Source organism: uncultured Agrobacterium sp. (assembly GCF_913777885.1).
Classification (GTDB): Bacteria; Pseudomonadota; Alphaproteobacteria; order Rhizobiales; family Rhizobiaceae; genus Agrobacterium.
Genome location: NZ_CAJYTV010000003.1, coordinates 358,931 through 383,139 on the forward strand (window position 1 = coordinate 358,931; position 24,209 = coordinate 383,139).

The window sequence follows — 24,209 nt, forward strand, 5'->3', positions numbered from 1 at the left end:
GACTACGAGGCTGAGGCAAGCGAGACGCCACGCATCACTGTGCCGAAACGATCTTGCCGCCCTGCCACTTGTAGAGCGAGAAGGCCTGCGAGGTCAGGTCGCCCGTTTCGCCATAGGTCAGCTTGCCGATGGCAGTCGCAATCGGTTCGCCGCTTTTCAGCGCCTTGGCAACAGCTTCGGAATCTTCAGCAGAGCCGGCCTTTTCGATGCCGGCTTTGAGCACTTCCACGGCTGCGTAAGCGTTGAGCGTGAAGGCTTCTGCCGGGATGTTAGCGGCCTTGAGGGCTTCGGACGCAGCCTTGGAATCGGCGCTCTTCGTCGCATCGGCGGCATTGGTGAAGATGGTACCGTCGGCAGCCGTACCGCCGATGTTGGCAAATTCGGAGTTGGACAGACCGTCACCGGCAATCACGGTCGCCTTGGCGCCGATGTCGTGCAGCTGACGGACCAGAAGGCCGGCTTCAGGATGGTAGCCGCCGAAATAAACGACATCCACGCCTTCCGACTTCAGACGCGCCGTCAGCGCGCTCAGGTCCTTTTCGCCCGGTGTCAGGGCGTCATACATGACTTCCTTTACGCCACCTTCGTTCAAGGTCTTCTTGAACGCATCCGCGAGGCCTTTACCATAGGCGCCCTTGTCGTGAATGATGGCGATCTGCCGGTCCTTCAACTGCGCCAGAACAAATTTGGCGGCGACTTCGGCCTGCTGATCGTCACGACCGCAAGTACGGAAAATGTTCCAAAGATCACGGCTGGTGAGATCCGGTGCAGTCGCCGTCGGCGTCACCATCACAACGCCGTTTTCAGCGAAAACGTCGGAGGCCGGAATGGCAACGCCTGAGGTGACGGGGCCAACGACGAACTTGACACCATCTGCAACCAGCTGGTTTGCGGCAGATACGCCCTGCTTCGGTTCGCCTGCGTCGTCCGCCAGCTTGAGGACAACTTTCTCACCGAGAATGCCGCCATTCTTGTTGATGACATCCACGGCTGTCTGGGCGCCGTTCTTCACCTGATCGCCATAAGCGGCAACTGGACCCGTGAGCGGTGCTACCAGACCGATGACGATATCGGCATGCGCTGCCGGTGCGAAGGCCACGGACGCGGCAAGGGCCAGGCCCGTCAAAATCTTGGTTTTCATTCAATTTCTCCTTGGGTTGGGCGTCTTGCCCGATGCGACCCGGCTGTGGTCACGCGAGCTTGCTCAAAGCAAGCCGTCGTCTGCCGGGCAAAGGAGTTCCGTTTCACATTTGAATTCCGTACCCCGGCGCTCGTTGTGGCAAGGCGATGGCAATTTAGCAAGCCGTGTTTGATCCGAAACGGTCCCGCCGGCGTAAAAGCTCAGGTAAAAGCTATGTTATCGCGAGCATGCTACGATCTGCGCTGCTTGCCCTGAGTATCCTGATATCACGACTGGCTTTTGCGACGAGCGGGGAGGATAATGCGGGCATGCTGTCGTCCGATGAAGAATTTCTACGCACCCTTCCTGTCTTCCGGCATTTCGAGGACGTCGCGGAGCCAGCACTTTATCGACCTCTGCCGGACGGCTGGGTGCTGGCGCTTGCCGATATCGTCGATTCCACTGAAGCAATCGCCAGCGGTCGATACAAGGCTGTCAACATGGCCGGCGCCGGTGTCATTTCTGCCGTTCTCAACGCGCTTCAACGTCACGACCTGCCGTTTGTTTTCGGAGGAGACGGCGCGGCGATTGCCGTCCCGCCCAACGCGATCGATGCTTCCCGCGACGCTCTCTCGAAGGTGCGGGCGTGGGTCAGCGACGATCTTGGGCTGGCATTGCGAGCGGCCATCGTTCCGGTGACGGAAATCCGGGCGCAAGGACTGGACGTACGCGTGGCGCGGTTTCAGGCGAGCGACGATGTTTCCTATGCGATGTTTTCGGGTGGGGGAAACAATTGGGCAGACATGCAGATGAAGGGCGGACGCTATACGGTTGAGAGCGCTACACCCGGCGAGCGGCCCGACCTCTCAGGTCTTTCGTGTCGCTGGAACCCCATCGAGGCGCGGTACGGAACCGTCGTGTCGATCATCGCGATGCCGCGTCCAGGTGGCGACATGACAGGCTTTCGGCGACTGGTGGCTGACATCGTAAGCCTTGCCAACGAGGATGGTCGCGGTGGACATCCGGTTCCGGTCGAAGGGCCTCCGCTTGGCTTCATTCGCGATGGACTCGTCATGGAAGCCAAGGCGCTGTCCGGCTTCGGCGATCGGCTGTCGCAACTGCGCAAAGGGTGCTGGGTGGCGTTTCAGACAGTGTTGATTAGTGTTCTCTACCGGCTGCGAAAGCCAATCGGGCGCTTCGATCCGGTTCAGTACAAAAGTGCGGTGGCCAGCAATACGGATTTCCGCAAGTTCGACGATGGTTTGAAGATGACAGTCGATGTGGATAGCCACCGCCTATCCCTGATCAAGGCGCGGCTAGGAAGCGCCGAACGGGACGGCGTGTGCTTCTACGGTCTGCATGAGCAGGGCGCTGCGTTGATGACGTGCATCGTCCCGAGCCCGCTCTCGCGAGACCACATGCATTTCGTGGACGGCGCCGCCGGTGGCTATGCGCGTGCCGCGCAAATACTCAAGGAGCAAGCGGCTTTATCAGCCTGAAACCTAAGGGATCGTACCCGTTCGAAAATCGGGGCCGCTTTTCGGAAAAGCACGATGCTTCGATAAAAAACATAAAGCGTCCTATGTGCGTCCAACGAGACGCGCATAGGACGCTTTATTGCCGAGAGATCGCCGTTTCCTCTGACGAGCAACTCTGACCTGAGTGCAGTGTGCGCGCAGACATACGTGAAGCAATTGGTATTCAAGACCATAAAGCCGATGGGCAATTGCCGAACAATATCCGGCGTTGCTGGCTGGCCGACGTTAAGCAAAAACCAGGAGCAGCGGACTCTATCAGCTGCTCATGCGTTCAGGCTGCAGACTTGTTATCGCTTTGCGCGCAATAAATCTCTTCCAGCGTCGCCAGGACTTTTTTGACGGAGTCTGATGTGCTGGAATAGTAGATCGTCTGCGCATCGCGGCGCGTCTTGACCAGCCGCTGTGCGCGGAGCTTCGAAAGGTGCTGCGATAGTGCCGACTGGCTCAATCCAACCTGCGTTGCAAGAACGCCCACCGGGACTTCGCCTTCGACGAGGCTGCACAGTATCATCAGCCTTTTCGGGTTTGCCATTGCCGACAGAAGGCCTGCCGCCGAATTGGCTTGTTCTGATAATGTCTGCGTCGTCATTCACGCTCTCCTGAATCGAAGCCGCCCCTTGGCCACTCCCCTGAGGCACGAATGCCCCCAATAGGTGATAGTGTATCAATGCGGAACCCGGACTGTATATACCTAAATCTAAGGTAAAGGCTATTCTTTATTAGTGTTTTGTTGAATAATATATTTCGGTTTGGTCGGTGTATTTTTTAGCATCATTTTCTGAATTTCGGCATTTCAGATGAAAAATAAGAAATGTTTATCGCCAAACAGACGGTCAAATGATCTTTTTTGTTTTTGGGCAGTTTTTGGGCTCCACCATCGGTGTTTTAGGCTTGGTGTCATGACCGCCTAAAATCAAGTGCTAACCCATCTCAGGTAGAACCGGGTCCTCGGTGTGACGCGCGGGTGGGTTCTACTCTTGCGTGCTTGGGCGATTGTCATTTTTGTTTGATCTGTCTTTGGACAGCGCGCTCAGTCATCTTCAGGCGTTGCGATCTGTTGTTTGCCTGCAGAGCACCGCTTGATCTGTGGTGCTCTGCTTCTTCGTGTCAAGGCAGCTCTTCGGTTTAGGCCGCTGATCGTTTTGCCGCGAGGACATCATCGATTGCGATGACGCGTCAAACCGCGAACGATATCCTCCGGGCCGATCGTGCCAATAACCGCGCCGTGTTCGACAATGCCGATGGTGCCTGGCTGTTTTGCCATCGCGTCCAGTATATCGACCAGCGGCAAAGAGGGACGGGCGGTCGCAACGACCGGCATGTTGCCGGTTTCTGCCGTTACGCCAGGCCGCATGACATCTGCTGCCGTCAGCATGGAAATCGGGTTCATGTTCTGAACGAAATCCGCGACATACTGATTGGCAGGGTTGCGAACGATGTCCTGCGGCGTGCCACATTGGATAATGCGACCGCCTTCCATCATGGCGATGCGGTTGCCGATGCGAAATGCCTCGTCGAGATCGTGGCTGACAAAGAGGATCGTCTTCTTCAGCCTGCTCTGGAACTCGAGAAGCTCATCTTGGAGACGGCTGCGGATCAAGGGATCGAGAGCTGAAAACGGCTCGTCCATCAGAAGAATCGGCGCACCGGTCGCAAAGGCCCGTGCAAGGCCAACGCGTTGCTGCATACCGCCCGAAAGTTCACCCACCTTGCGGTTGGCCCAGTCGGACAGATTGACGAGTTCGAGCTGTTCGGCCACCCGCTTCTTGCGTGCGGCTTCCGGCATGCCTGAAAGCTCCAGCCCGAAGCCGACATTGTCAGCCACATTTCGCCAGGGCAAAAGGCCGAACTGCTGGAAGACCATCGATACGGTGCGTGCACGAAGGTCTCGCAGTACCTTCGTCGATGCCATGTAGGGATCGACAAAGCCGGTGTCGGTCTTGACGCTGACATTGCCGCGCACCACAGGGGCAAGCCGGTTGACGGCGCGTAGCAAGGTCGATTTGCCAGAGCCCGACAAACCCATGAGGACGAGGATTTCGCCCTCCTTGACCGACAACGAGGCATTGGCGACGCCAAGGACCAGGCCGGTTTCCTTGTTGATGTCGCTGCGGGTTCGCCCTGCATCGATCATAGGGAGGGCGGCGCTGGGATTGTCGCCGAAGACGATATCGACGTTTCCGAAGATGATTGCGTCACTCATGCCTCATCCTCCGAGCCTGGCAGGCGAAAGAGCCGGTCCAAAATGATCGCGACGATGACGATGCAAAGACCCGCTTCGAAGCCCATCGCTATGTTGACGGTGTTCAGAGCGCGCACGACAGGCACGCCAAGACCGTTTGCGCCGACGAGCGCCGAGATGACCACCATGGACAGTGATAGCATGATGGTCTGGGTCAGGCCCGCCATGATCTGCGGCATAGCGAAGGGCAGTTCGACCTTGCGCAAGACCTGTGACGGCGTTGCGCCGAAAGCCACTGCGGCCTCCACCAGCGCCGGCGGCGTGGAAATGATGCCCAGACGTGTGAGGCGGATGGGAGCGGGGACCGCGAAGATCACGGTTGCGATGAGGCCCGGTACCATGCCCAGTCCGAAAAGCACGAGTGCAGGGATGAGATAAACGAAGGTCGGGATCGTCTGCATCAGGTCCAGCGCGGGGCGCATGACGCTATAGACCCATTTTCGCCGAGCCGCGAGGATGCCAAGCGGAATGCCGATCAGCATACAGACCGAGCTTGCGGCGATCACGAGCGCCAACGTTTCGGTCGTTGCTTTCCAGTATCCGAGATTGATGATGAGAAGCAGGCCGAGGGCTGTGAAGAGCGGCATGCCAATCGAGCGTCTCATCCAGGCGGAGAGCGCTGTCAGTATCGCTACTATGACAAGGGGGTGGGGCGCCTGGAGGACATAGAGGATGGCGTCGATGACGCTTCCGAAAATAAAGGCTAACCAATCGAAAAAGAAAGAAAGATTTGTGGTCAGCCAGTCAATTGCCTCTTTGGCATAGCGACCGACCGGTAAACGATTTTGGGGTGCACTGAGCCATTCCACGGTAAGATTTTGCCTTTCGTGAACGGGTTCATTTATTCGGCTTCCGACGCTCAAGCGTTCGGAAGCCGGGCGTGATAGGAAATTTACCGGCCGTTACAGGCCGATATTCTTCTTGGCTGCCGCCAGCGCATCGCCGCTGCCGTCCTTGGTCTTCACGCCTGCAAGCCATGGCTCGATAACGCTCGGGTTGGCCTTCAGCCATGCGGTGGCTGCGGCTTCGCCTTCCATGCCGTCATTCAGGATTTTGCCCATGATCTCGTTTTCCATCGGAAGCGAGAATTGCAGGTTCTTCAGGAAGGTGCCGACATTCGGGCATTCATCCAGATAACCCTTGCGAACGTTCGTGTAGATCGTCGCGCCGCCGAGATTCGGGCCGAAGACGTCATCGCCGCCGGTTAGATATGTCAGCTTGAAGTTGGAGTTCATCGGGTGGGGTTCCCAGCCGAGGAACACGATGGGCTCACCGGCCTTATCGGCGCGTGCTACCTGCGCCAGCATGCCCTGCTCGGAGGATTCCACCACCTGGAAGTCCTTCAGACCAAAGGTATCTTTTTCGACCATGCCGAGAATGAGGCGGTTGCCGTCATTGCCGGGCTCGATGCCGTAAATCTTGCCGCCGAGTTCGCTGCTATGGGTTGTGATATCCTTGAAGTCCTTGATGCCGAGTTCGGCACCCTTGGCATTTGTGGCGAGTGTGTATTTCGCGCCAGTCAGGTTCTCGCGCACGGTTTCGACGGATTTGTCTTCGCGATAAGGCTTGATGTCGCCTTCCATCGTCGGCATCCAGTTGCCGAGGAAGACGTCGATGTCCTTGTTTTTCAGAGAATTGTAGGTAACCGGAACGGAGAGAAGCTTGACGTCGGTTTCGTAGCCGATGCTTTTCAGGATAACAGATGCGGTGGCTGTGGTTGCGGTAATGTCGGTCCAGCCGACATCCGAGAAGCGAACCGTTCCGCAGCTTTCGGCTTCAGCCGCCATGGCGCTCGTGGAAAGGACTGCGATTGCGGAGACTGCCGCGGCAAGAACCAGACAGCGTCGATGTTGTGCAAGCATTGCTTACTCCCTTTTTTGTTCCCTTATCATTATCAATATCCGCCAATCACAATCAACTCATGCGTATTTGCGTGGGCAATGGCGCTGTTTGCGACATTGTCGGCTACCGGCTGCGACGAGCGGAGCGAAAGCTGTGACTTTTGCGCTTGCACCCTTCCTTCCGCTCTGCGTGCGGGGCAAAAGAGCACAAACCTGGATCGGAGGCCATGATGGCGAAGCTCTATTTCAACTATTCGGCAATGAATGCCGGAAAATCCACCATGCTTCTGCAGGCCTCCTACAACTACCAGGAGCGTGGAATGCGTACGCTCATTTTTACCGCAGCCTTCGACAACAGGGCGGGTGTGGGCAAGGTCGCATCGCGCATCGGCTTGTCATCGGATGCGATGATCTTCGAAGACAGCACGGATATTTTTGCCGAAGTTGCGCGACTGCACTCGGAGGAGCCGGTGGCTTGCGTCTTCATCGACGAGGCGAACTTCCTTTCGGAGCACCATGTCTGGCAGTTGGCGAATATTGCCGACAGACTCAATATTCCGGTCATGACCTACGGTCTGCGCACGGATTTTCAGGGCAAGCTTTTTCCCGCATCGAAAGAACTTCTCGCCATCGCGGATGAGCTTCGGGAAATCCGGACCATCTGCCATTGCGGTCGCAAGGCCACCATGGTGGCGCGCTTCGACGAAGGCGGCGCGGTCGTCAAGGAAGGTGCCCAGATCGACGTCGGCGGCAATGAAAAATATATTTCCTTCTGCCGTCGCCACTGGGTCGAAGCGGTGAAGGGCGAGTGAAGGCACGCTTCTGGCACGGCGCCAGGATATCACGCGCAATTTGACTCTGGTCAAAGAGGCAGCGCTCGTTCAGGCGTAGGACCTTTTGCCGACGGACCGCATCGAGCGGTTCCCTTTCAGGAGTTAGCGCAATGCAGAACAGGGTTCTTCACCTTCTCACCGCGGCAGTCGTTGCCGGCATCTTTAGCTTTCCGGCTGCGGCTGCCGAGATCGAGATCAAGATGCTGAACAAGGGGGCGGATGGCGAGGCCATGGTCTTCGAACCCGCAGCGGTCAAGGCGAATGTCGGCGATGTGATCACCTTCGTTCCAGTCGACAAGGGCCATGACGCCGCCTCGATCAAGGAGTTGTTGCCGGATGGCGTTGCCGAGGCCAAAGGTAAGATGAACGAGGCGCTGAAGGTGACGGTGGAGAAAGAGGGCGCCTACGTTTTCAAATGCACGCCGCATTTTGGCATGGGCATGGTGGCGCTGGTGGTTGTTGGCGATGCGCCGAGCAATCTCAATGCGGTCAAGGCGGGAAAAATGCCGAAGAAGGCACGCGATCGCCTGGACGCGGAGCTGGCTAAGCTCAATCTGTGAGGCTGCGCACCGCTCGACGGTGTGGTGATGCGCTCGTCCTTTAATCCATCGCGTAGAGATCGGGCCTTTCGTGGATAAATGGAAGCGAGGGGCCTACTGGAAAGCACGGTGCTTGGTTCAAGGACGACAGGGCGCGTCGCCATCTTTTCAGATACGCTCCCAGCTTCGATTCTCTGTTGAATGCATGGCGTTATCGCAAAACCTTTGCGCGTTTTTTTCTGGATCATGCTTTAGTGCCAACTCGATTCGGGGAGAGGAACGCCATGGCGAAGACGCCGCCACTGGAAGGTGAAATTGAAAAGGTCAAGGCGGCAGTGAGCGCGATGCGCCTGGCCGAGGCTGATCTGCTTGAGCGGCTCAAGCGCTTTTCCGTAACAGGGAATGTCGCCGTCAAAGAGGAGCGCGATGATAGTGCCGAGCGGCAGGCTCTCGATGCGGTCTTGGCGCGTTATGACGACGCCGAGAAAAATTTTGCCAATCTCACACTCTCCCTGTCCGGCGAAATCGAGAAAGCCTTTGAAAGCTTTCACGCGGCCAGTGAGCGTACGCGCTATGAAAAGCTCATGACATTCTTTTCCCGCAGCAAGGCCATGAAACTGAGGGCCGAGCGGGTGAAAAAACTTGCCATCGCACAGGAGCTGAAGCGATTGCTTTTTCTGTGCGATGATGTGGCCGCACTTCTGTCGGAGGAGAAACGCGCTGCGTCCGACCTTCATGAAAAGTGTGAAACGCCGCTGGTCGACCTTATGGAAAAGCGTCGGGAAGCGGCAACGACGATTGAAGCCGGGCGACAGCGGCTCAAAGAGATCAACGCGACCCTGGCCACCGTGCAATGGAAGTTGGGAAGCGTTACGGATGACAAGCGGCGGGTGGTGCTGGAGGCCGAGCGCGAGGCGCTTTCTCTCACGCTTGAGGAGCAAGAGCGGGACTATCGCCTGACGAGGGCGCGCCATGAACGGCTCGAGGAGCATATTCTGTTACAGGAAGCTCTTTCGCAGCAAGCCACCCAGCGCCTTTCAGCGCATGCAACGCTTTATAACATTCTGGTGCTGGATATGGAGCGCGCCATTCAACTCTACGGCGCAGTAACGATGACGCTCGACGGGCTGATGCAGGATATATCCCAGGTGGACAATGTCCCGCGACCGCATCTTCTCGATCTTTTGAGAATACACGCCCATAATACCATCACGCTCGATGATATCGATAAGCGCCGGATGCCGGTGAAGGATGCCTTTGCGCGTCGTTACAGGGTCGCGCGCGCTCGCGTGGTCGCCATTGAAAGCACGGGTCAGACCTAAAAAGATGGCTGCGCGCTTTGCAACGCTCCAGCGCGCACCTATTTGAGGATGGCGTCTTACTCAGATAGGGGTTGGCCGTCCGATGACAATCGAGAGAGGTGAGCATGCTTGATTCCGTTTTGGCGTTTTTTCGGCGCATTTTCAGCGCGTTTGGAAGGGGCCTTTCCGTCATCGGCGCAGCGCTGATCTGGCCGTTTCGCGCCCGGCGGGGCCACGCGGGCGAACGGACATGGATGATACAGGCGCCGCTCGCCGTCTGTCTCGTGCTGCTTTTTGGTCTTTATGGCTATTTCATCTGGCAAACCCAGGTCTGGAAGAACTTCAATCCGGATTATGTCGACGATTACAAGCTTTCGACCCGTACCGTTAGCGCCGGGCAGGAACTGCCAGCCGCTCCGGCAACTGTGCCCCAAGCGCAAACCGGCGCGCAGCCTGCGGCCGAAGCAACGACAGCTGCTGCGGCTCCGGTAGCGCCAGCGTCGTCTGCGCGCAGCTGCCAGCCTTCCGCCACGGTGGATGTCGCGGCAGGTCTCATCGACTTCAATGTCGACCAAAATGCCTGGATATCCTCGATGCTGCTGTACAAGCTCGGATTGTTCGGCATGGATTGGGACAGCACGCCTTTTCTCGATAACAAGGCGTCTTTCCAGCGCGGTGTAAACCAGGCGGTTCGCCGCACGGCAGTAGAGCTGGTCGATACGCTCGGTCGCGTTCGCGGTACCTCTGGCATCAATAACGACCTTCAGAATGCTCGCGGCAATCTGCAATATGACGAATATTCCTGGTATTTCGGTCTGAGCCCCTTCGGTCCGAAGACGCCAACGCCAAGCTATTATCGTTCAGCGGCGGAGAGCCTGCGCAAGTTCAATGTCAGCCTCAGCCAGTGTACCTCGGTTTTCGATACGCGCGCGGACAATTTGATCCAGTTCATCGATCGTATCGCCAACGATATCGGCGGCACGTCCGCAATCCTTCGTGAACGCTCCGAGAACTACAATGGCGGCTGGTTCGACACACGCGCAGATGATCGCTTCTGGTTCGCCTATGGCCAGCTTTACGGTTATTACGGCATCCTCTCGGCGGCGGGCGTGGATTTCCAGCAGGTCATTCGCGAGCGCAATGTCACAAGCCTATGGAACGATACGCTGGCGCAGACGCGGGCAGCTCTTCGGATACAACCATTCGTTATCTCAAATGGTGACGAAAGCGGATGGATCATGCCTTCGCATCTTGCGACGATGGGTTTTTACGTGCTGAGAGTGCGCTCTAACCTAGTGGAACTGCGCTCCGTCCTTGACCGCTGAACTGAGATCGCGCTTCCGGTGAGTTTTCATCGGGAGGGCGGTCAGTGTTTAAGGTCTAAGTCCTTGTCGAGCTGCGATATTTTGCTTTTTAAAAAGGTTTGCAGACGCTCAACTAATGACCTTCAGCCGGATCGCCTTGGCGACGAGCTGCGTTCTGTTGACGCAGTCGAGCTTTTTGATGGCATTGTTGAGATAGGCATTGATGGTGTGGTCCGAGAGAGACAGGATCTGACCAATCTCGGACGACGTTTTGCCGTGGGATGTCCAGCGAATGACTTCGATCTCCCGCTTCGTCAAGGATCTCGGCACCGCCATTTCAGCCTTGCGAACGCGGTCGTATACGTCGAACGCGTGGATGGAGATGATGCCGATTTCGTTGAGGACGGCTTGGCTTGGCTTTGGCGCCCGACCTTCGAAACGCAAAACGTAACGACGGCCGTTCAGAAAATTGATCGGTGCGATCACGCCCGTGTCAATGCCTTGTCGTGCCAATCCATCTTTGATGACTTGGCAAACCGAGGACGAAAAGACCTCTTCGCGCATAGACCAGTACTGCGGTATCGACGAGTGGGCGATCTTTCCCAGGATGGGACATTCCAGCAGCGTGGAATGCTCGTCCATTGCCCTGATGAAGCTGGCAGGTAGTGTCGTCTCGAGGATAATAGGGGCTAGAAGCTTTTCCTCCGTGCACGGTACTTTCATCAACGTCACGTGCGAGAAGCCAAGAGTCTGCGCCATGGCGGAGACAGTTTTCAACCAATCGGAACGGTTCTGAGAAGCCAAGATTTCCTGACTGAATAGTGACTGCCGTTCCAATGTCGTCATCTTAACCACATTCAATGCGCTCATATGTTATGCTTGAGGCATATATCAATCACCACAAAATTCCACCCCTTACTTCCAATAGTCACACATTTGAATGTGCCGCGGATTCTTTTAATCGTTTAAACTTGAATAACCGTTCGCTGGTTGCCGAAAAGCAAGCAGCGAGCGTTATGGTGTGGGACCTTCACAAGCGTTGCCGGAGCAGGGCTTCACAAGTCGGGGTCGACCTTGGGCGCTTTCTGCTTGTTCATTAGCTTTTCCAGGAAGCCGAGCATTACCGCCGAAACAACGAAGGCAAGATGGATAATGGTGAACCACATCAGCTTGCTGTCGGAATATTGGTTGGCGTTCAGGAAAATCTGCAACAAATGGATGGAGGAGATAGCGACGATGGACGAGGCGACCTTGATCTTCAGGCTGCCTGCATCCAGCTTACCGAGGAACGAGACCTGATCGTCAGCTTCATCGAAACGGCTGACGAAGTTTTCGTAGCCTGAGATCATCACCATGACGATCAGGCTCGCTACCAATGCGGCGTCGATCAAGGCCAGCATGGCGAGGATCATCTCGGCGTCGGTGTAGACGAAAACGTTTTTCGCGATCTTGAGAAACTTCAGGATGAAGGAAAAGGCATAAACGCCGAGAGCTGCGACAAGGCCGAAGTAAAACACGACCAGAAGCCAGCGGCTTGAAAGAATGATCCGTTCGATAATGAGTTCAAGTGATTTCATATTGGCGGGGCGCCTCCGGCCTGCGTTGCGATACGTTGACGATCGTAGAGCGGTGATCTAGGCGGAAGAAATTGATCTTCAAGTCAGTGGTGTTCGCAAATCTTGGTTATCAGCGTTTTTTGGCGCTTGAGCCGTATGCAACTGGTCTCCGGCCTAGTGTCACATTATCGCAACAGATTGCATCCGGCTAAATGATGATAATTATTATCATGTTTATTATGTTGACTCGAACTATCATGTTTTCTACTCCTCCGTTCACGGCATAGCCGTCACATTTCAGCACATATCCGTCGAGCTAGCCCGAGGCTGTAGCGCGCACCGCCGCGCGTGCTTCTTGCCGCTCGTCATCAGGGGGTCAATCATGCTTATCCGCGGTTCTCAGTCCGCCTTGTTCGTCTGCACGGCGCTTGCGCTTGTGCTGTCCACTACCGTTGCCGCAGAGGCGCAGACCGCACCCACACAGGACGATCAACAACCCACCGTGCTGAAACGAATCATTATCAAGGGTGCGCGGACGAAGCCTGGGAACGCCGTGTCGTCCGACACTCCATTCGCCAGCGAAACGACTGCGGAAGAGATCCGCAAGAAAGATATTGGCAGCCTCAGCGACCTTGGCAATACGACTGAGCCGGGCGTCGATTTTATTGCGCCGAAGCCTGGCAAAATTGGCGGCTTGTTTGTTCGTGGTCTGGGAGGCGCGCGCGTCACGACGCTCGTTGACAACATCCCCGTTCCATTCTTTGAGAATTTCGCCCGCTCAGGGCAGGCAACCTCGACAATGAGCAGCGGGGCCTCCAGTTTCGATTTCTCTGCGTTATCTGCCGTCGATATTCTGCGCGGGTCCGATTCCAGCCGCGTAGGCTCAGGCGCATTGGCCGGAGCACTGGTGCTGAGAACGCTGGAGCCGGAAGACCTGATCGGTGAAGGACGCGAGTGGGGCGGAGTGGCTAAAACGACCTATGATAGCGAGGACAGAAGCGCAGGCGGTACACTTGCAGTCGCGCGCAAGATCGAGAACACGTCCGTGTTGTTTCAGGGATCCTACAAGCGGGGGCATGAAACAGACAATAAGGGCACCGCTGACATTTTGGGTATCCGCAGGACCAAGCCAAACCCCGGCGATTACGACCAGAACAATCTGATGTTCAAGCTTCGCCAGGATCTGGAGGGAGGCCACCGCATCGGCATTACGGCGGAACGCTACCAGATGAACAGTGATACCGACCTCAAGACGTTGCACGGCACTTATCTGCCTGGTGCGTATTCCGGTTACGACGATACGCTGCGTGAACGGCTGTCTCTCGATTACGAGTTCGAGGCGCCATCCGCGGACGCTGTGATCGACACGGCGCGATTGACCGCTTACTGGCAGGCTTTATCGAAAGAGTCCGGTTCTGGAGGTTTGCAACTCAACGGCCAGCCCATCGCGCGCGAAGACTTCATGCGCGACAGTACCTTCGGGCTCGTCGGCGGTCTGACATCCACGTTCGATACGGGCAGTCTCGACCACACCGTTCGCATCGGAGGAGATGCCTCGACCTTTGATTTCAAGGAATGGTTCACCTCTGTCACCGGCTCTTCCGCCGCGGCGTCTTCGGCGGATATTCCGCATGTCAACGGCAATCGCCTCGGCCTTTACGCAGAGGACGAAATCGCCTTTGGCACGAGCGGCTTTCGCCTGACACCCGGCATCCGTTTCGATTACTTCGATTACGATCCCTCGGGCGATATCTCTACTCATCCGTCCTACGCCACTCTCGGACTGCCCCAGGATCGCAATGGCTCACGGTTTTCTCCGAAACTGATGGCGAGTTACGATCTGACGCCGGAGGTTCAGGTTTTCGCCCAATGGTCCACCGCTTACCGTGCTCCCACAGTCAACGAACTCTATCTCAGCTTCCCCAATATCGCCCGCGGTTATGCAGTGGTGGGAAATCCCTATCTCGAACCGGAAACCAGCAATGGCTTCGAAGTCGGAGCGAAATATCAGAACGGTGATACAACCGGGGGCATCACTGCTTTCCATAACAAATATCGGAACTTCATAGAGCAGGATCAGACGACCACATCGCTCTTTCCCGGCCCGGGTGGTAGCCCAACGGGCTCCTTGTTTACCTATATTAATCGCGCGCACGTGGAGATTTCAGGCGTAGAGGCAAAGGTGAGACACGAGTTTTCCAACGGCTTCTTCGCGCATGCTTCTCTTGCCTACGCCTATGGAAAGGATACTGACACGAACGAGTTGATCCGCACGGTAGCGCCGGTCAAATCGATTGTTGGTATCGGTTACTCTGATGAGTCTTGGGGAACGGAACTAACAGGAATATTTGCGGGAGGGATGCGTGATGACCATGATGACGCGACTTTCGATGCTGGCGGTTACGGCATCGCCAACGTGACTGCCTGGTGGGAGCCGACGCAGACCAAAGGGCTTCGCATTCAGGCCGGGGTCTATAATATGTTCGACCGTAAATACTGGAACGCAGTGGGTGTTCGTGATGTCAATCCGAATACCGTCTCAAGCAGTAACCAGCCTGTTGATTTCTATTCCGAGCCGGGCCGCAGCTTCAAAATTTCTCTGACACAGAAATTCTAAGCCGCTCGTCTTTAATCATGGAATGGGCGGCCTCGGTCGCCCATGTCATTTCAACGGCAGTACAGATACCCGCCCTTCCGCTCCAGCACGTCCAAATGCAGATGGTCCTGATGGGTGGCATCGCTGCCGGGGGAGAGGACTGTACGGAAAAACAAACAGGCGGCGGTGGTAATGGAGCGTTGGAAGGCGCCTTCCATGGTGCCGTCTTCGGCCCTCGGTTTCATCACCAGAGGTTCGCCCTTGTCGAATGTCATCGTGGCAATGTCGACGGCATTGCCCTTGGCGTGTTCGGACATCTTGCCCGTGGCCGCACTATTGCGGTTGCGGCAGATATAGGTGGAGGCGTTTCCAAAGGCTGTGACCTGGCGGTCGGGCATGGCGATTTTGGCGGTGGGGAGGACGATGTCCTTCGTCCAGCGGGAAAGCGCGAGCGCTGCCTCGCAACGCATCGTTCCCTTCGGCTCGAGCTTGATGCCGGGCAGCACCGCGGCGACTTCCAGCGGCGAGGCAATGCCGCAACCATCTTCCTCGCCCTTGATTGGCTCGATCTCTCGAAACTCGGCGCCAAGTTCTTTCAGTTGCGACAGACAGGCTTTCAGCTCTTCCGGGTTCTCCTGCTTCACTGGTTCGGGCGCGGGTTCTTCGGCTTTCTTTTCCTCGACTGGTTTGCCGTCGGCAGGCTTTCCATCCGTGGCTTTGTCCGTCTCCTGCTTTCCATCCTCCGATTTCTTCTCGCTAGCCGTCTCGCTGGCTTTATCGCTCCCTGCCGGTACAGCCTCCTGAGAGCTTGGGGTCTCGGGTTTGTCCTGCGGCTTTGGCACCGTGTTTTCCGGCGGGGGCTGGACCTGCTCTTGCGAGGCCTCGCCTTTCCTCGGTGAGGTTGGCTGTTCAGGCGTTTCCTGCTGAGGTTTGGCTTCTGGAACTGGAACCTGTTTGGGTGGTTCGGATGCAGCGATCAGCAAGGATGCCGCGGCCAGAATGAAGAAACGTTGAAGCATGTTGGTCTGTCGCCCCCTGTTGCGCAATTGGTTGCGCGAAAGCGACAACGCGCCAATGAGCCATCCGGTTCAGGCGTGCCCGCAAATCCGCTTGCCAAGGACGCCTGTTGCCGCTAACAATTTCATCCATGAACACAACGTCGAAGAACATTGCGATCTGGTGGTGGGGCAGCTAAGGCGGCCTTGACCAGTCATGTTCACACGACACGTCCAAGCCGCCCGAAATTTCAGGCGGCTTTTTTGTTATTTTGCCGCCGGTCATCAACGGGTCTAAAAAACGGGAACTGCAAGTAAATGGTTACAATCACTCAGGATGACGGTTCGGAAACCTACCAGACCAAGGGCGGCATCAAGGTCTCGCGCACGCGTCGCGCCGCCGATTATGCCAGCGCGATCGACAGCTATGTCGACGGTCTTGATTCCCGTCGCGGCGCGGTCTTCTCATCCAATTACGAATATCCTGGCCGCTATACCCGTTGGGATACCGCGATCATCGATCCGCCGCTTGGCATTTCCTCCTTCGGCCGCAAGATGTGGATCGAGGCTTATAATGGTCGCGGCGAAGTGTTGCTGTCCTTTATTGCAGAGAAGCTGAAAGCAACACCGGATCTGACGCTGGGTGCATTGACGGCTCGCCGTCTCGATCTCATGGTCAATGAGCCGGACCGTGTCTTTACCGAGGAAGAGCGTTCCAAGATCCCGACGGTCTTTTCGCCGCTGCGCGCCATTGTCGATCTGTTCTATTCCAGCGCGGATTCCGCCATCGGCCTTTTCGGTGCCTTCGGTTACGATCTTGCCTTCCAGTTTGACGCCATCAAGCTTTCGCTGCAACGCCCGGAAGATCAACGCGATATGGTTCTCTTCCTGCCGGATGAAATTCTGGTGGTGGATCACTATTCCGCCAAGGCCTGGATTGATCGCTACGATTTCGAAAAGGCCGGTGTGACCACACTCGGCAAGTCGGAAGAGACCGCGCAGGAGCCGTTCAAGACAACCGACACGATCCCGCCGCGTGGCGACCATCATCCTGGCGAATATTCCGAACTGGTGGTGAAGGCGAAGGAAAGCTTCCGCCGTGGCGACCTTTTCGAAGTAGTGCCGGGCCAGAAGTTCATGGAGCGCTGCGACAGCAATCCATCGGCCATTTCCCGTCGCCTGAAGGCGATCAATCCGTCGCCCTATTCCTTCTTCATCAATCTCGGCCATCAGGAATATCTGGTCGGCGCCTCGCCGGAAATGTTCGTGCGCGTCTCCGGCCGCCGTATCGAGACCTGCCCGATTTCCGGCACCATCAAGCGCGGCGACGACCCGATTGCCGATAGCGAACAGATCCTCAAGCTACTGAACTCGAAGAAGGATGAGTCCGAACTGACCATGTGCTCGGACGTCGACCGCAACGACAAGAGCCGCGTCTGCGAGCCGGGCTCAGTCAAGGTCATTGGCCGCCGCCAGATCGAGATGTATTCACGCCTCATCCACACGGTGGACCATATCGAAGGCCGTCTGCGCGACGATATGGATGCCTTCGATGGCTTCCTGTCCCATGCCTGGGCTGTAACCGTCACCGGTGCGCCAAAACTCTGGGCCATGCGGTTCATCGAGAAGCATGAAAAGAGCCCGCGCGCATGGTATGGTGGCGCCATCGGCATGGTCGGCTTCAATGGCGACATGAACACCGGACTGACGCTGCGCACCATCCGCATCAAGGATGGGATTGCAGAAGTCAGAGCAGGGGCGACGCTTTTGAACGATTCCATTCCACAGGAAGAAGAAGCGGAAACCGAACTGAAGGCATCGGCCATGATTGCAGCCATTCGCGATGCGAAAGCCCAGAACTCCACCGTCGGCAAGCGTGATGCCGCAAAGGTCGGAACCGGTGTGAAAATCCTGCTGGTGGATCACGAAGACAGCTTCGTGCATACGCTCGCCAACTATTTCCGCCAGACGGGTGCAACGGTATCCACCGTACGCACGCCCGTTCCGGCAGAAATCTTCGAGCGCTTCCAGCCGGATCTCGTGGTTCTGTCGCCTGGACCTGGCAACCCCAGCGATTTCGATTGCAAGGCGACGATCAAGGCTGCGCGTTCTCGCGATCTGCCGATCTTCGGCGTGTGCCTCGGGCTTCAGGCGCTGGCGGAAGCCTATGGGGGCGAGTTGCGCCAACTGGCAATTCCCATGCATGGCAAGCCCTCGCGCATCCGCGTGCTGGAACCCGGTCTCGTCTTCTCCGGCCTTGGCCGCGAAGTAACGGTCGGTCGCTACCACTCCATCTTTGCCGACCCTGCTACGCTCCACCGCGATTTCATGATCACGGCGGAAAGCGAAGACGGCACGATCATGGGGATCGAGCACACGAAGGAGCCGGTCGCGGCGGTGCAGTTCCACCCGGAATCGATCATGACGCTCGGCGGCGATGCCGGCATGCGGATGATTGAGAACGTGGTGACGCATCTGGTGCGCAAGGCAAAGACCAAGGCTGCCTGATTACAAATCCTTGGCGGCGTCTTTGGACGCCGCCATGTCTCCTGCTTTGCGTGAGCGCTGGTGAAAGTCCTAAAATATATATTTCTGGTTTTCTTGCTGGGCTTCATCGGCATTGCGCTTGGCGTGGCTGTGCCGAGACCACTTACGCACAGTGAGACCACCACCGGCGAGACGTCCCGCCGTATCCTGGTTCTCAGCAACCCCATCCACACCGATATCGCGGTGCCGGCGGATGCGGAGTTGTTGTCGCGCTTTGCCTTTCTGCGCGATGCCGATCTCGAGATCGATCATCCTGGTCTTCGCTATATCGTCTTCGGCTGGGGCGGGCGGGCATTCTACACCCAGACACCCACATGGGCCGATCTGCGACCGATGCCTGTGTTGAAGAGCCTTACCCTTGACCGTTCGGTCATGCATGTGGCGCTGGCTGGCGATATCGCTCTTGCCGACCCCAGCGTCTTGCCTGTTGATCTGTCTGCTCCGGGATATGAAAGACTGATCGATTTCATTGCCGCGAGTTTTTCCCAGGCGGATGGCGAGCAGGTCCCGCTTCCCGGCCAGTCCTACGGCAAGGACGATGCGTTTTTTGAAGCCGAAGGTTGGTTCAATGTGCTGGTGGGCTGCAATATCTGGACGGCTGCCGCGCTTCGACAGGCGGGCGTGAGCACCGGTTGGTGGACGCCCTTGCCGCGCCTTCTGACGGCGTCTTTGCGGTTGCATAATGATGCGGGCGTCTTTTCCGCAGGGTTTCTTCCGGTTGGCAGATAGCGATAGCGACAGTCGAGCCGGTGAATTCTGTGGCTTATATCCCTCGGTCCTGAACGACATCTCCGCCGCAACACTTCGTCTCCCCGCGAATTGACACGGCCCCATCGCTCGGATGACATAGCGCCACAAAAGCCCTGCGCAGAGAAAGTCCAACAAATGCTCGACTTGCACCAACTGCTGATCGTCTATGTCGCCTATATCATCGCAGTTGCGAGCCCAGGTCCGAGCAATATGACGATCATGGGGAACGCTATGAGCCAGGGCAGGGCGCCGGCCATCGTGCTCGCGCTTGGGGTCATGACGGGCTCTCTCACCTGGGCGGCTATTGCCGCGACGGGGCTATCGGCTGTGCTCGCCACCTATGCCAATGCGCTCTTCGTCATCAAGATCGCCGGTGGCTTCTATCTGCTTTATCTCGCCTACAAATCCGCACGCTCTGCCTTTGCCAAGGCTCCGCAGGCTGAGCCCGGCATTGCGACAAGCAGCAGGGCGGATTATGGCAAGCTTTATCGCCGTGGCCTGCTGCTGCACCTCACCAATCCGAAGGCGGTTCTGGGGTGGCTCGCCATCATGTCGCTTGGCCTCAAACCCGGCGCCGGGCCTGCAACGCTTGCAGCGATTATCTGCGGGTGCGCGTTGCTCGGCCTCGTGATCTTCTGCGGTTATGCCCTGCTATTTTCAACGGCACCCGCAATCCGGATTTATCAGAAAGCCAAGCGTTCCATTGAGGTGACGCTGGCGCTGTTCTTTGGTTTTGCAGGCATCAAACTGCTGCTCAGCAGGGTTTAGCGAGCGCGGCAGATGGCGGTCGGATCGAAGCCGACCGGTGGCAATCCATTTCAGGCAGCCTGAGATCGGAGCCCCATCGTGAATGGAGCACGGCAAAATTTGCAGATCAATGACGCGATGAGAACCGATATCGCCAACTCGGTTCTATGCTGGCTGGCAACCGTCGATGCCGATGGGACGCCCAATGTCACGCCGAAGAAAATCTTTTCCTCCTTTGGTGACGATCGTATCGTCGTGGCTGACATTGCCTTCAGCAATACTGTTCGAAATATCCGCGCGCACCCTGCGGTATGCGTCAGCTTCATCGACGTCTTTCGCCAGCGTGGCTTCAAAGTGACGGGCCAGGCTGTGATTATCGGGCCAGACGACACTGATTTTTCCACTGTTGGCGCGCGGTTGTTGCAAATGGGGGGCGATGATTTTCCCATCCGCCATATTATCTCCATCCAGATGGAGAAGGTTTCCCGTATCCTGGCGCCAAGCTATCGGCTTTTCCCGGATCGAACCGATGGCGAGAGGATGGCGAGCGCCTATCAAACCTATGGTGTCGCGCCCATCCGATCCGGCCCGGCTGGCAGATGTGTCTGCGCGCCTCGATCAAGCAAGCGTTTTGATGTTCGGAAAGTGAGTTTTCATGTCGAGCGACAAACCATCCTTCACCCGCGTCTGCCCCATCCTGCGCATCTTCGATGAGACCAAGGCGCGGGAGTTCTACGTCAACTTCCTCGGCTTTTCGGTGGATTGGGAGCATCGCTTTGGCGATAATTTTCCGCTCTACATGCAGGTCTCGCGTGCAGGCCTCGTCCTTCACCTAAGCGGGCACCATGGCGATGCGACGCCTGGTTCGACTGTGTTTGTCGAGACTGTCGGTGTGGAAGCCTACCAGCGCGAGCTTGCGGTGAAAGATTACACCTACATGAGGCCCGGCATCGAGCCGCTGCCCTGGGGACTGCAGATGGAGGTGACCGATCCTTTCGCCAACCGCATCCGCTTCTGCGAGCGGCAAGAGGCGAAAAGCGCTTGACCCTGCGGTCAGATTAAATCATAGAACGCGCCAACAGCGAACCGCCTGCACGAACCCTCGTGCGGGCGGTTCGTGCGTTTTAAGGGTCATTTCTGCAATTCGTTTGCATCTGCACGGGGTTTCGTCATGAATGCTGAAGGTAACGCTCTCGTCCGAAAGCTGGCTTTCTGGGGCATTCCGTTTTCGTTTCTCGTCCTTGGACTGAAACTCTCGGCATGGTGGGTCACGGGCTCGGTCGCGCTTTTGTCCGACGGTCTGGAGTCGACCGTCAACGTGGTTGCGGCCTTCATTGCCTATTTCGTCATCCGTTATGCGCAAAAGCCTGCCGATGACGATCACCAGTTCGGCCATCACAAGGCGGAATATATATCTGCCGTGGTCGAAGGTGTGTTGATCGTCGTGGCCGCTCTCCTGATCGTCAAGGAAGCCTGGGGCGGATTGTTCGAGCCGCGCTTGCCAGAGGCGCCGGTGCTAGGTCTGGCGATCAACGCCTTTGCGGGCGGACTGAATGCCGTCTGGGCAACCATTCTGATCCGCGTCGGTCGCAAGCATGCTTCGCCGGCGTTAACGGCCGATGGTCATCACATCATGTCGGATGTCGTGACTTCGATCGGTGTCCTGATTGGCCTCGTGCTGGCGATCGTCACGGGCTATGCGATCCTCGACCCGCTGCTCGCCATTCTGGTTGCCATCAATATTCTCATCCAGGGCTCCAAGGTCATTCTCCATTCGCTCGGCGGGCTGATGGACAAGGCGGTGGAGCCAGAGGAGGACGAGGCGATCAAGAAGGCGATCGCGGAAAATTCCGCTGGCGTGCTCAATGTGCATGACTTGAAGACCCGCAGGGCAGGGGCGGCGGCTTTCATCGATTTTCACGTCGTCGTGCCCGCCAGCATGTCGGTGGGCGCGGCGCATGAGATTTGCGATCGCCTTGAAGATGCCATAAGGGGCGTGATACCCGGCGCCACGCTTGCCATTCACGTCGAGCCTGAAAGCGAACAGGCCCATGGCGTCCGCGTCAATGTTTTAGAACCAGGAGTTTAAGCCATGTCAGTGACGGATGTTTCCGGCCTGTCCCAGCTGGGCGCGCAGGTCGCGGCCCCTGAAAATCCAGAAAGTGCCGTTCTGGAGCGCGTCCCGAACGGCAATGCGGGAACGGATTACGTCGTGCGCTTCACTGCGCCGGAATTTACCTCGCTCTGCCCGATGACCGGACAGCCGGATTTTGCCCATATCGTCATCGATTACATTCCGGGTGATTTCCTGGTGGAATCGAAGTCTCTGAAGCTCTTTCTGCATTCCTTCCGCAATCACGGCGCATTTCACGAGGATTGCTCGATCTACATCGCCAAGCGCCTCGTCGACCTGCTGTCGCCGAAGTGGTTGCGCATCGGCGCCTACTGGTATCCGCGCGGTGGTATCCCGATCGATGTTTTCTGGCAGACCGGGCCAGCGCCCGAAGGCGTCTGGCTGCCGGATCAAGGTGTAGCGACCTATCGCGGTCGCGGCTGACAGCCTGTCCAGCAATCTCCGCTGGTTACCTAGAAATCGTGGCGTCTACGCTTTGGATTGTTAGGCTACGGGAGTTCTGGCACAGGCTTCATAGAGGCTCAGACGAAAGAGCTATCGTCGCCTGAGTCGAAGTCCATGTCGTTGCTGCTATCGTCATAACTCGTGTCGTTGTCGTCCGGCGTATAGTCCGCCTGCTGGACGTCATTGTCGTTGTTATCGGCGTTGGCCTGCTGTGGGTCGTCGCCGTAATAGTTGTTGATCACGGTTTCTTCGACCGGCGCATTGCCAACCGGGTTGCCGCCGGAAAATGGCGATCCCCAGCCGGATGAGGCCATGTGGTTGGAGAAAATTCCGCTCAAGGAATTGGCGAGCAGCATGCCGCCGGCCACGCCCGCTGCAGTGCCAAGCGCACCCTGGAGGAATCCTCCGCCTCCGCCACTGGCGCGTCCGAAGCCGGAGGCCTGCTGGCTCCACGGACCGCTCGGCTGCTGCGCATCCTGACTTCTACCCCAGGGTCCAGCGGTCTGCCCGGACATGTCGTTGCGGTAGGTCGACTGCGGTTGTGGCGGCTGTGGGGTTGGTGCAGGAGCGGGCGCCTGCGGCTGGTTGGTGCCGAATATGGAGCTCAGAAAACCGCCCTGGGTGCCGCGCTGCTGGTCGCCGGCGCCGGATTCGAGCTGGTGGATACGCTCTTCAAGCTGCTTGATGTGGGCGGCTGCGGCTTCCAGGCCCTTTTCCTGCACGATCACGGCCTGTGCAAGGTAATAAGGCGCGTAGTGCTGATCGCGAACCGACTGGTCTATCAGCGCTTCCGCTTGAGGGTCCCGCGGGGTGGACGATGCGGTCCTGATTCTGTCGAACAGGCCCTTGAGCAGTTGGGTTTCTTCTGGTGACATCTCTTGCCTCCTTGGCATGTCGAGAAACGCATACCAAGGAGGTAGAGTTCAAATCGGATTTTTCAAAGCCCCGATTTCTTACATTTCTGTAATCCGATACCTCATCCGCCGAAGGCAAGGGAGAGGCCGGCGAGCGCTGTCAGGGCGCCAGCGATACGGGCGGCGGTGGAACCGAAGCGCGAGACGCCCAGACCAAGGGCCACGCCGGCAAGATGCAGAAGTGCCGTGGCGATCATGAAGCCGATGCCGAACTGCAGCGCGCCCGCCGTTCCGAGTTCACCGCCATGGGCATGGCCATGGAAGAGCGCGAAGACACCGACGATGGCCGCTGCCGCAATGGTCGGCACTTTGGCTGCCATGGCCACCAGAAGGCCAAGGCCGATAACGGAGGCGAGAATGGCAGGCTCGACGAAAGGCAGATGAACACCATAGACAGCCAGGAAGAAGCCCACTGCCATGGTGCCGACGAAGGCTGCCGGAACGGCCCATAATGCATTTTTGCGGCCATCTGTCGTGGCGATCTGCGATGCCCAAAGACCAACCGCCACCATGGCGAGGATATGGTCCGCGCCGAAAAGCGGATGCGACACGCCGGCCATGAAGGAGCCGTGCTCTTCCGGGTTCAGGTGGGCAAAAGCGGGCAGGGTGGTGGCACCGAGGCTGGCGCCGGCAAGAATAAGTCTTTTGAACATCGTTCCCTCTTCTAATGTGTGGTCGGGTGCCGGCCGTCCTTGGGATAACGGTCACACCTTATCGCAGCCAACGATATGTCGATTCAGAAGAGCCTGTCCATGCGGCATTTGCCGGTGGTCCATGGATTGATCGCTTTTATTAAGCAGTTCCTCGC

General features: G+C 57.4%; 23 protein-coding genes. 13 read left to right on the forward strand and 10 right to left on the reverse strand.

Translation table 11 applies throughout. The features are described 5' to 3' along the window. Positions 1–34: 34 nt before the first annotated feature. The gene (locus QZ869_RS02725; RefSeq protein WP_296102352.1) at positions 35–1,141 is read right to left on the reverse strand and encodes a branched-chain amino acid ABC transporter substrate-binding protein; all 1,107 of its coding nucleotides are present in this window, start codon (positions 1,139–1,141) and stop codon (positions 35–37) included. Between the two features lie 308 nt (positions 1,142–1,449). Between QZ869_RS02725 and QZ869_RS02730 the strand changes: the two genes are divergently transcribed. Beyond that, positions 1,450–2,619, forward strand: a complete 1,170-nt coding sequence (locus QZ869_RS02730) for a DUF3095 domain-containing protein (RefSeq protein WP_296014501.1) — start codon at positions 1,450–1,452, stop codon at positions 2,617–2,619. 310 nt (positions 2,620–2,929) lie between these two features. Here QZ869_RS02730 and QZ869_RS02735 read toward each other — a convergent pair whose 3' ends face one another. The 4 genes from QZ869_RS02735 to QZ869_RS02750 all read right to left on the reverse strand — a co-directional run bounded on the left by QZ869_RS02735 (position 2,930) and on the right by QZ869_RS02750 (position 6,687). After that, positions 2,930–3,247, reverse strand: coding sequence for a helix-turn-helix transcriptional regulator (locus tag QZ869_RS02735; protein ID WP_296014500.1), 318 nt, complete (start codon positions 3,245–3,247; stop codon positions 2,930–2,932). Between the two features lie 567 nt (positions 3,248–3,814). Continuing rightward, on the reverse strand, positions 3,815–4,861 hold the full coding sequence (gene choV / locus QZ869_RS02740; protein WP_296040478.1) for a choline ABC transporter ATP-binding protein: 1,047 nt from the start codon (positions 4,859–4,861) through the stop codon (positions 3,815–3,817). Further along, positions 4,858–5,709, reverse strand: coding sequence for a choline ABC transporter permease subunit (gene choW, locus QZ869_RS02745; RefSeq protein WP_296014496.1), 852 nt, complete (start codon positions 5,707–5,709; stop codon positions 4,858–4,860). Before choW ends, choV begins: the two co-directional genes overlap by 4 nt. Before the next feature lie 93 nt (positions 5,710–5,802). After that, positions 5,803–6,687, reverse strand: a complete 885-nt coding sequence (locus tag QZ869_RS02750) for a choline ABC transporter substrate-binding protein (protein WP_296102555.1) — start codon at positions 6,685–6,687, stop codon at positions 5,803–5,805. Between the two features lie 284 nt (positions 6,688–6,971). On the opposite strand from QZ869_RS02750, the gene QZ869_RS02755 reads away from it, so the two are divergent. The 4 genes from QZ869_RS02755 (at position 6,972) to QZ869_RS02770 (ending at position 10,739) form a co-directional block, all read left to right on the forward strand. Next, positions 6,972–7,553 (forward strand): thymidine kinase, encoded by a 582-nt coding sequence (locus tag QZ869_RS02755; protein ID WP_296014495.1) that lies wholly within the window; start codon positions 6,972–6,974, stop codon positions 7,551–7,553. A gap of 131 nt (positions 7,554–7,684) precedes the next feature. Continuing rightward, complete coding sequence (locus tag QZ869_RS02760) at positions 7,685–8,134, forward strand: pseudoazurin (protein WP_296102354.1); 450 nt, start codon at positions 7,685–7,687, stop codon at positions 8,132–8,134. 263 nt (positions 8,135–8,397) lie between these two features. Continuing rightward, complete coding sequence (locus QZ869_RS02765) at positions 8,398–9,435, forward strand: hypothetical protein (RefSeq protein WP_296102356.1); 1,038 nt, start codon at positions 8,398–8,400, stop codon at positions 9,433–9,435. Positions 9,436–9,539: 104 nt separating this feature from the next. Continuing rightward, the gene (locus tag QZ869_RS02770) at positions 9,540–10,739 is read left to right on the forward strand and encodes a DUF2333 family protein (protein WP_296102358.1); all 1,200 of its coding nucleotides are present in this window, start codon (positions 9,540–9,542) and stop codon (positions 10,737–10,739) included. Between the two features lie 108 nt (positions 10,740–10,847). On the opposite strand, the gene QZ869_RS02775 is transcribed toward QZ869_RS02770, so the two are convergent. Both QZ869_RS02775 and QZ869_RS02780 read right to left on the reverse strand, forming a co-directional pair. Beyond that, positions 10,848–11,588 carry a LuxR family transcriptional regulator gene (locus tag QZ869_RS02775; RefSeq protein ID WP_296014490.1) on the reverse strand — a complete coding sequence of 247 codons (741 nt, stop codon included), beginning with the start codon at positions 11,586–11,588 and terminating at the stop codon, positions 10,848–10,850. A gap of 185 nt (positions 11,589–11,773) precedes the next feature. Beyond that, positions 11,774–12,295: a TIGR00645 family protein gene (locus QZ869_RS02780; RefSeq protein WP_296102359.1), complete on the reverse strand. Its 522-nt coding sequence runs from the start codon at positions 12,293–12,295 to the stop codon at positions 11,774–11,776. 361 nt (positions 12,296–12,656) lie between these two features. Between QZ869_RS02780 and QZ869_RS02785 the strand changes: the two genes are divergently transcribed. Next, positions 12,657–14,891, forward strand: a complete 2,235-nt coding sequence (locus tag QZ869_RS02785) for a TonB-dependent hemoglobin/transferrin/lactoferrin family receptor (protein ID WP_296102361.1) — start codon at positions 12,657–12,659, stop codon at positions 14,889–14,891. Positions 14,892–14,941: 50 nt separating this feature from the next. Here the strand turns inward: QZ869_RS02785 and QZ869_RS02790 are convergent, their stop codons facing one another. After that, on the reverse strand, positions 14,942–15,889 hold the full coding sequence (locus QZ869_RS02790; protein WP_296102362.1) for an extensin family protein: 948 nt from the start codon (positions 15,887–15,889) through the stop codon (positions 14,942–14,944). Between the two features lie 294 nt (positions 15,890–16,183). On the opposite strand from QZ869_RS02790, the gene QZ869_RS02795 reads away from it, so the two are divergent. The 7 genes from QZ869_RS02795 to queF all read left to right on the forward strand — a co-directional run bounded on the left by QZ869_RS02795 (position 16,184) and on the right by queF (position 22,466). Further along, a complete protein-coding gene (locus QZ869_RS02795; protein WP_296102363.1) occupies positions 16,184–18,373 on the forward strand; it encodes an anthranilate synthase in 2,190 nt (729 codons plus the stop codon). Positions 18,374–18,433: 60 nt separating this feature from the next. After that, the gene (locus tag QZ869_RS02800) at positions 18,434–19,141 is read left to right on the forward strand and encodes a TIGR02117 family protein (RefSeq protein WP_367115306.1); all 708 of its coding nucleotides are present in this window, start codon (positions 18,434–18,436) and stop codon (positions 19,139–19,141) included. 156 nt (positions 19,142–19,297) lie between these two features. Next, positions 19,298–19,930 (forward strand): LysE family translocator, encoded by a 633-nt coding sequence (locus tag QZ869_RS02805; RefSeq protein ID WP_296102365.1) that lies wholly within the window; start codon positions 19,298–19,300, stop codon positions 19,928–19,930. Positions 19,931–20,047: 117 nt separating this feature from the next. Then, positions 20,048–20,623 (forward strand): pyridoxamine 5'-phosphate oxidase family protein, encoded by a 576-nt coding sequence (locus QZ869_RS21740; protein WP_367115308.1) that lies wholly within the window; start codon positions 20,048–20,050, stop codon positions 20,621–20,623. Further along, positions 20,565–20,954, forward strand: coding sequence for a glyoxalase superfamily protein (locus tag QZ869_RS02815; protein ID WP_296102369.1), 390 nt, complete (start codon positions 20,565–20,567; stop codon positions 20,952–20,954). Before QZ869_RS21740 ends, QZ869_RS02815 begins: the two co-directional genes overlap by 59 nt. A 126-nt stretch (positions 20,955–21,080) precedes the next feature. Then, positions 21,081–21,998, forward strand: coding sequence for a cation diffusion facilitator family transporter (locus QZ869_RS02820; protein WP_296018002.1), 918 nt, complete (start codon positions 21,081–21,083; stop codon positions 21,996–21,998). A gap of 3 nt (positions 21,999–22,001) precedes the next feature. Next, the gene (gene queF / locus QZ869_RS02825; protein ID WP_274101999.1) at positions 22,002–22,466 is read left to right on the forward strand and encodes a preQ(1) synthase; all 465 of its coding nucleotides are present in this window, start codon (positions 22,002–22,004) and stop codon (positions 22,464–22,466) included. A gap of 98 nt (positions 22,467–22,564) precedes the next feature. Here the strand turns inward: queF and QZ869_RS02830 are convergent, their stop codons facing one another. Together QZ869_RS02830 and QZ869_RS02835 are read right to left on the reverse strand one after the other, a co-directional pair. After that, positions 22,565–23,362, reverse strand: a complete 798-nt coding sequence (locus QZ869_RS02830) for a DUF2076 domain-containing protein (protein WP_296102371.1) — start codon at positions 23,360–23,362, stop codon at positions 22,565–22,567. Positions 23,363–23,463: 101 nt separating this feature from the next. Further along, positions 23,464–24,054 (reverse strand): HupE/UreJ family protein, encoded by a 591-nt coding sequence (locus tag QZ869_RS02835; RefSeq protein ID WP_296102373.1) that lies wholly within the window; start codon positions 24,052–24,054, stop codon positions 23,464–23,466. Between the last annotated feature and the right edge of the window lie 155 nt (positions 24,055–24,209).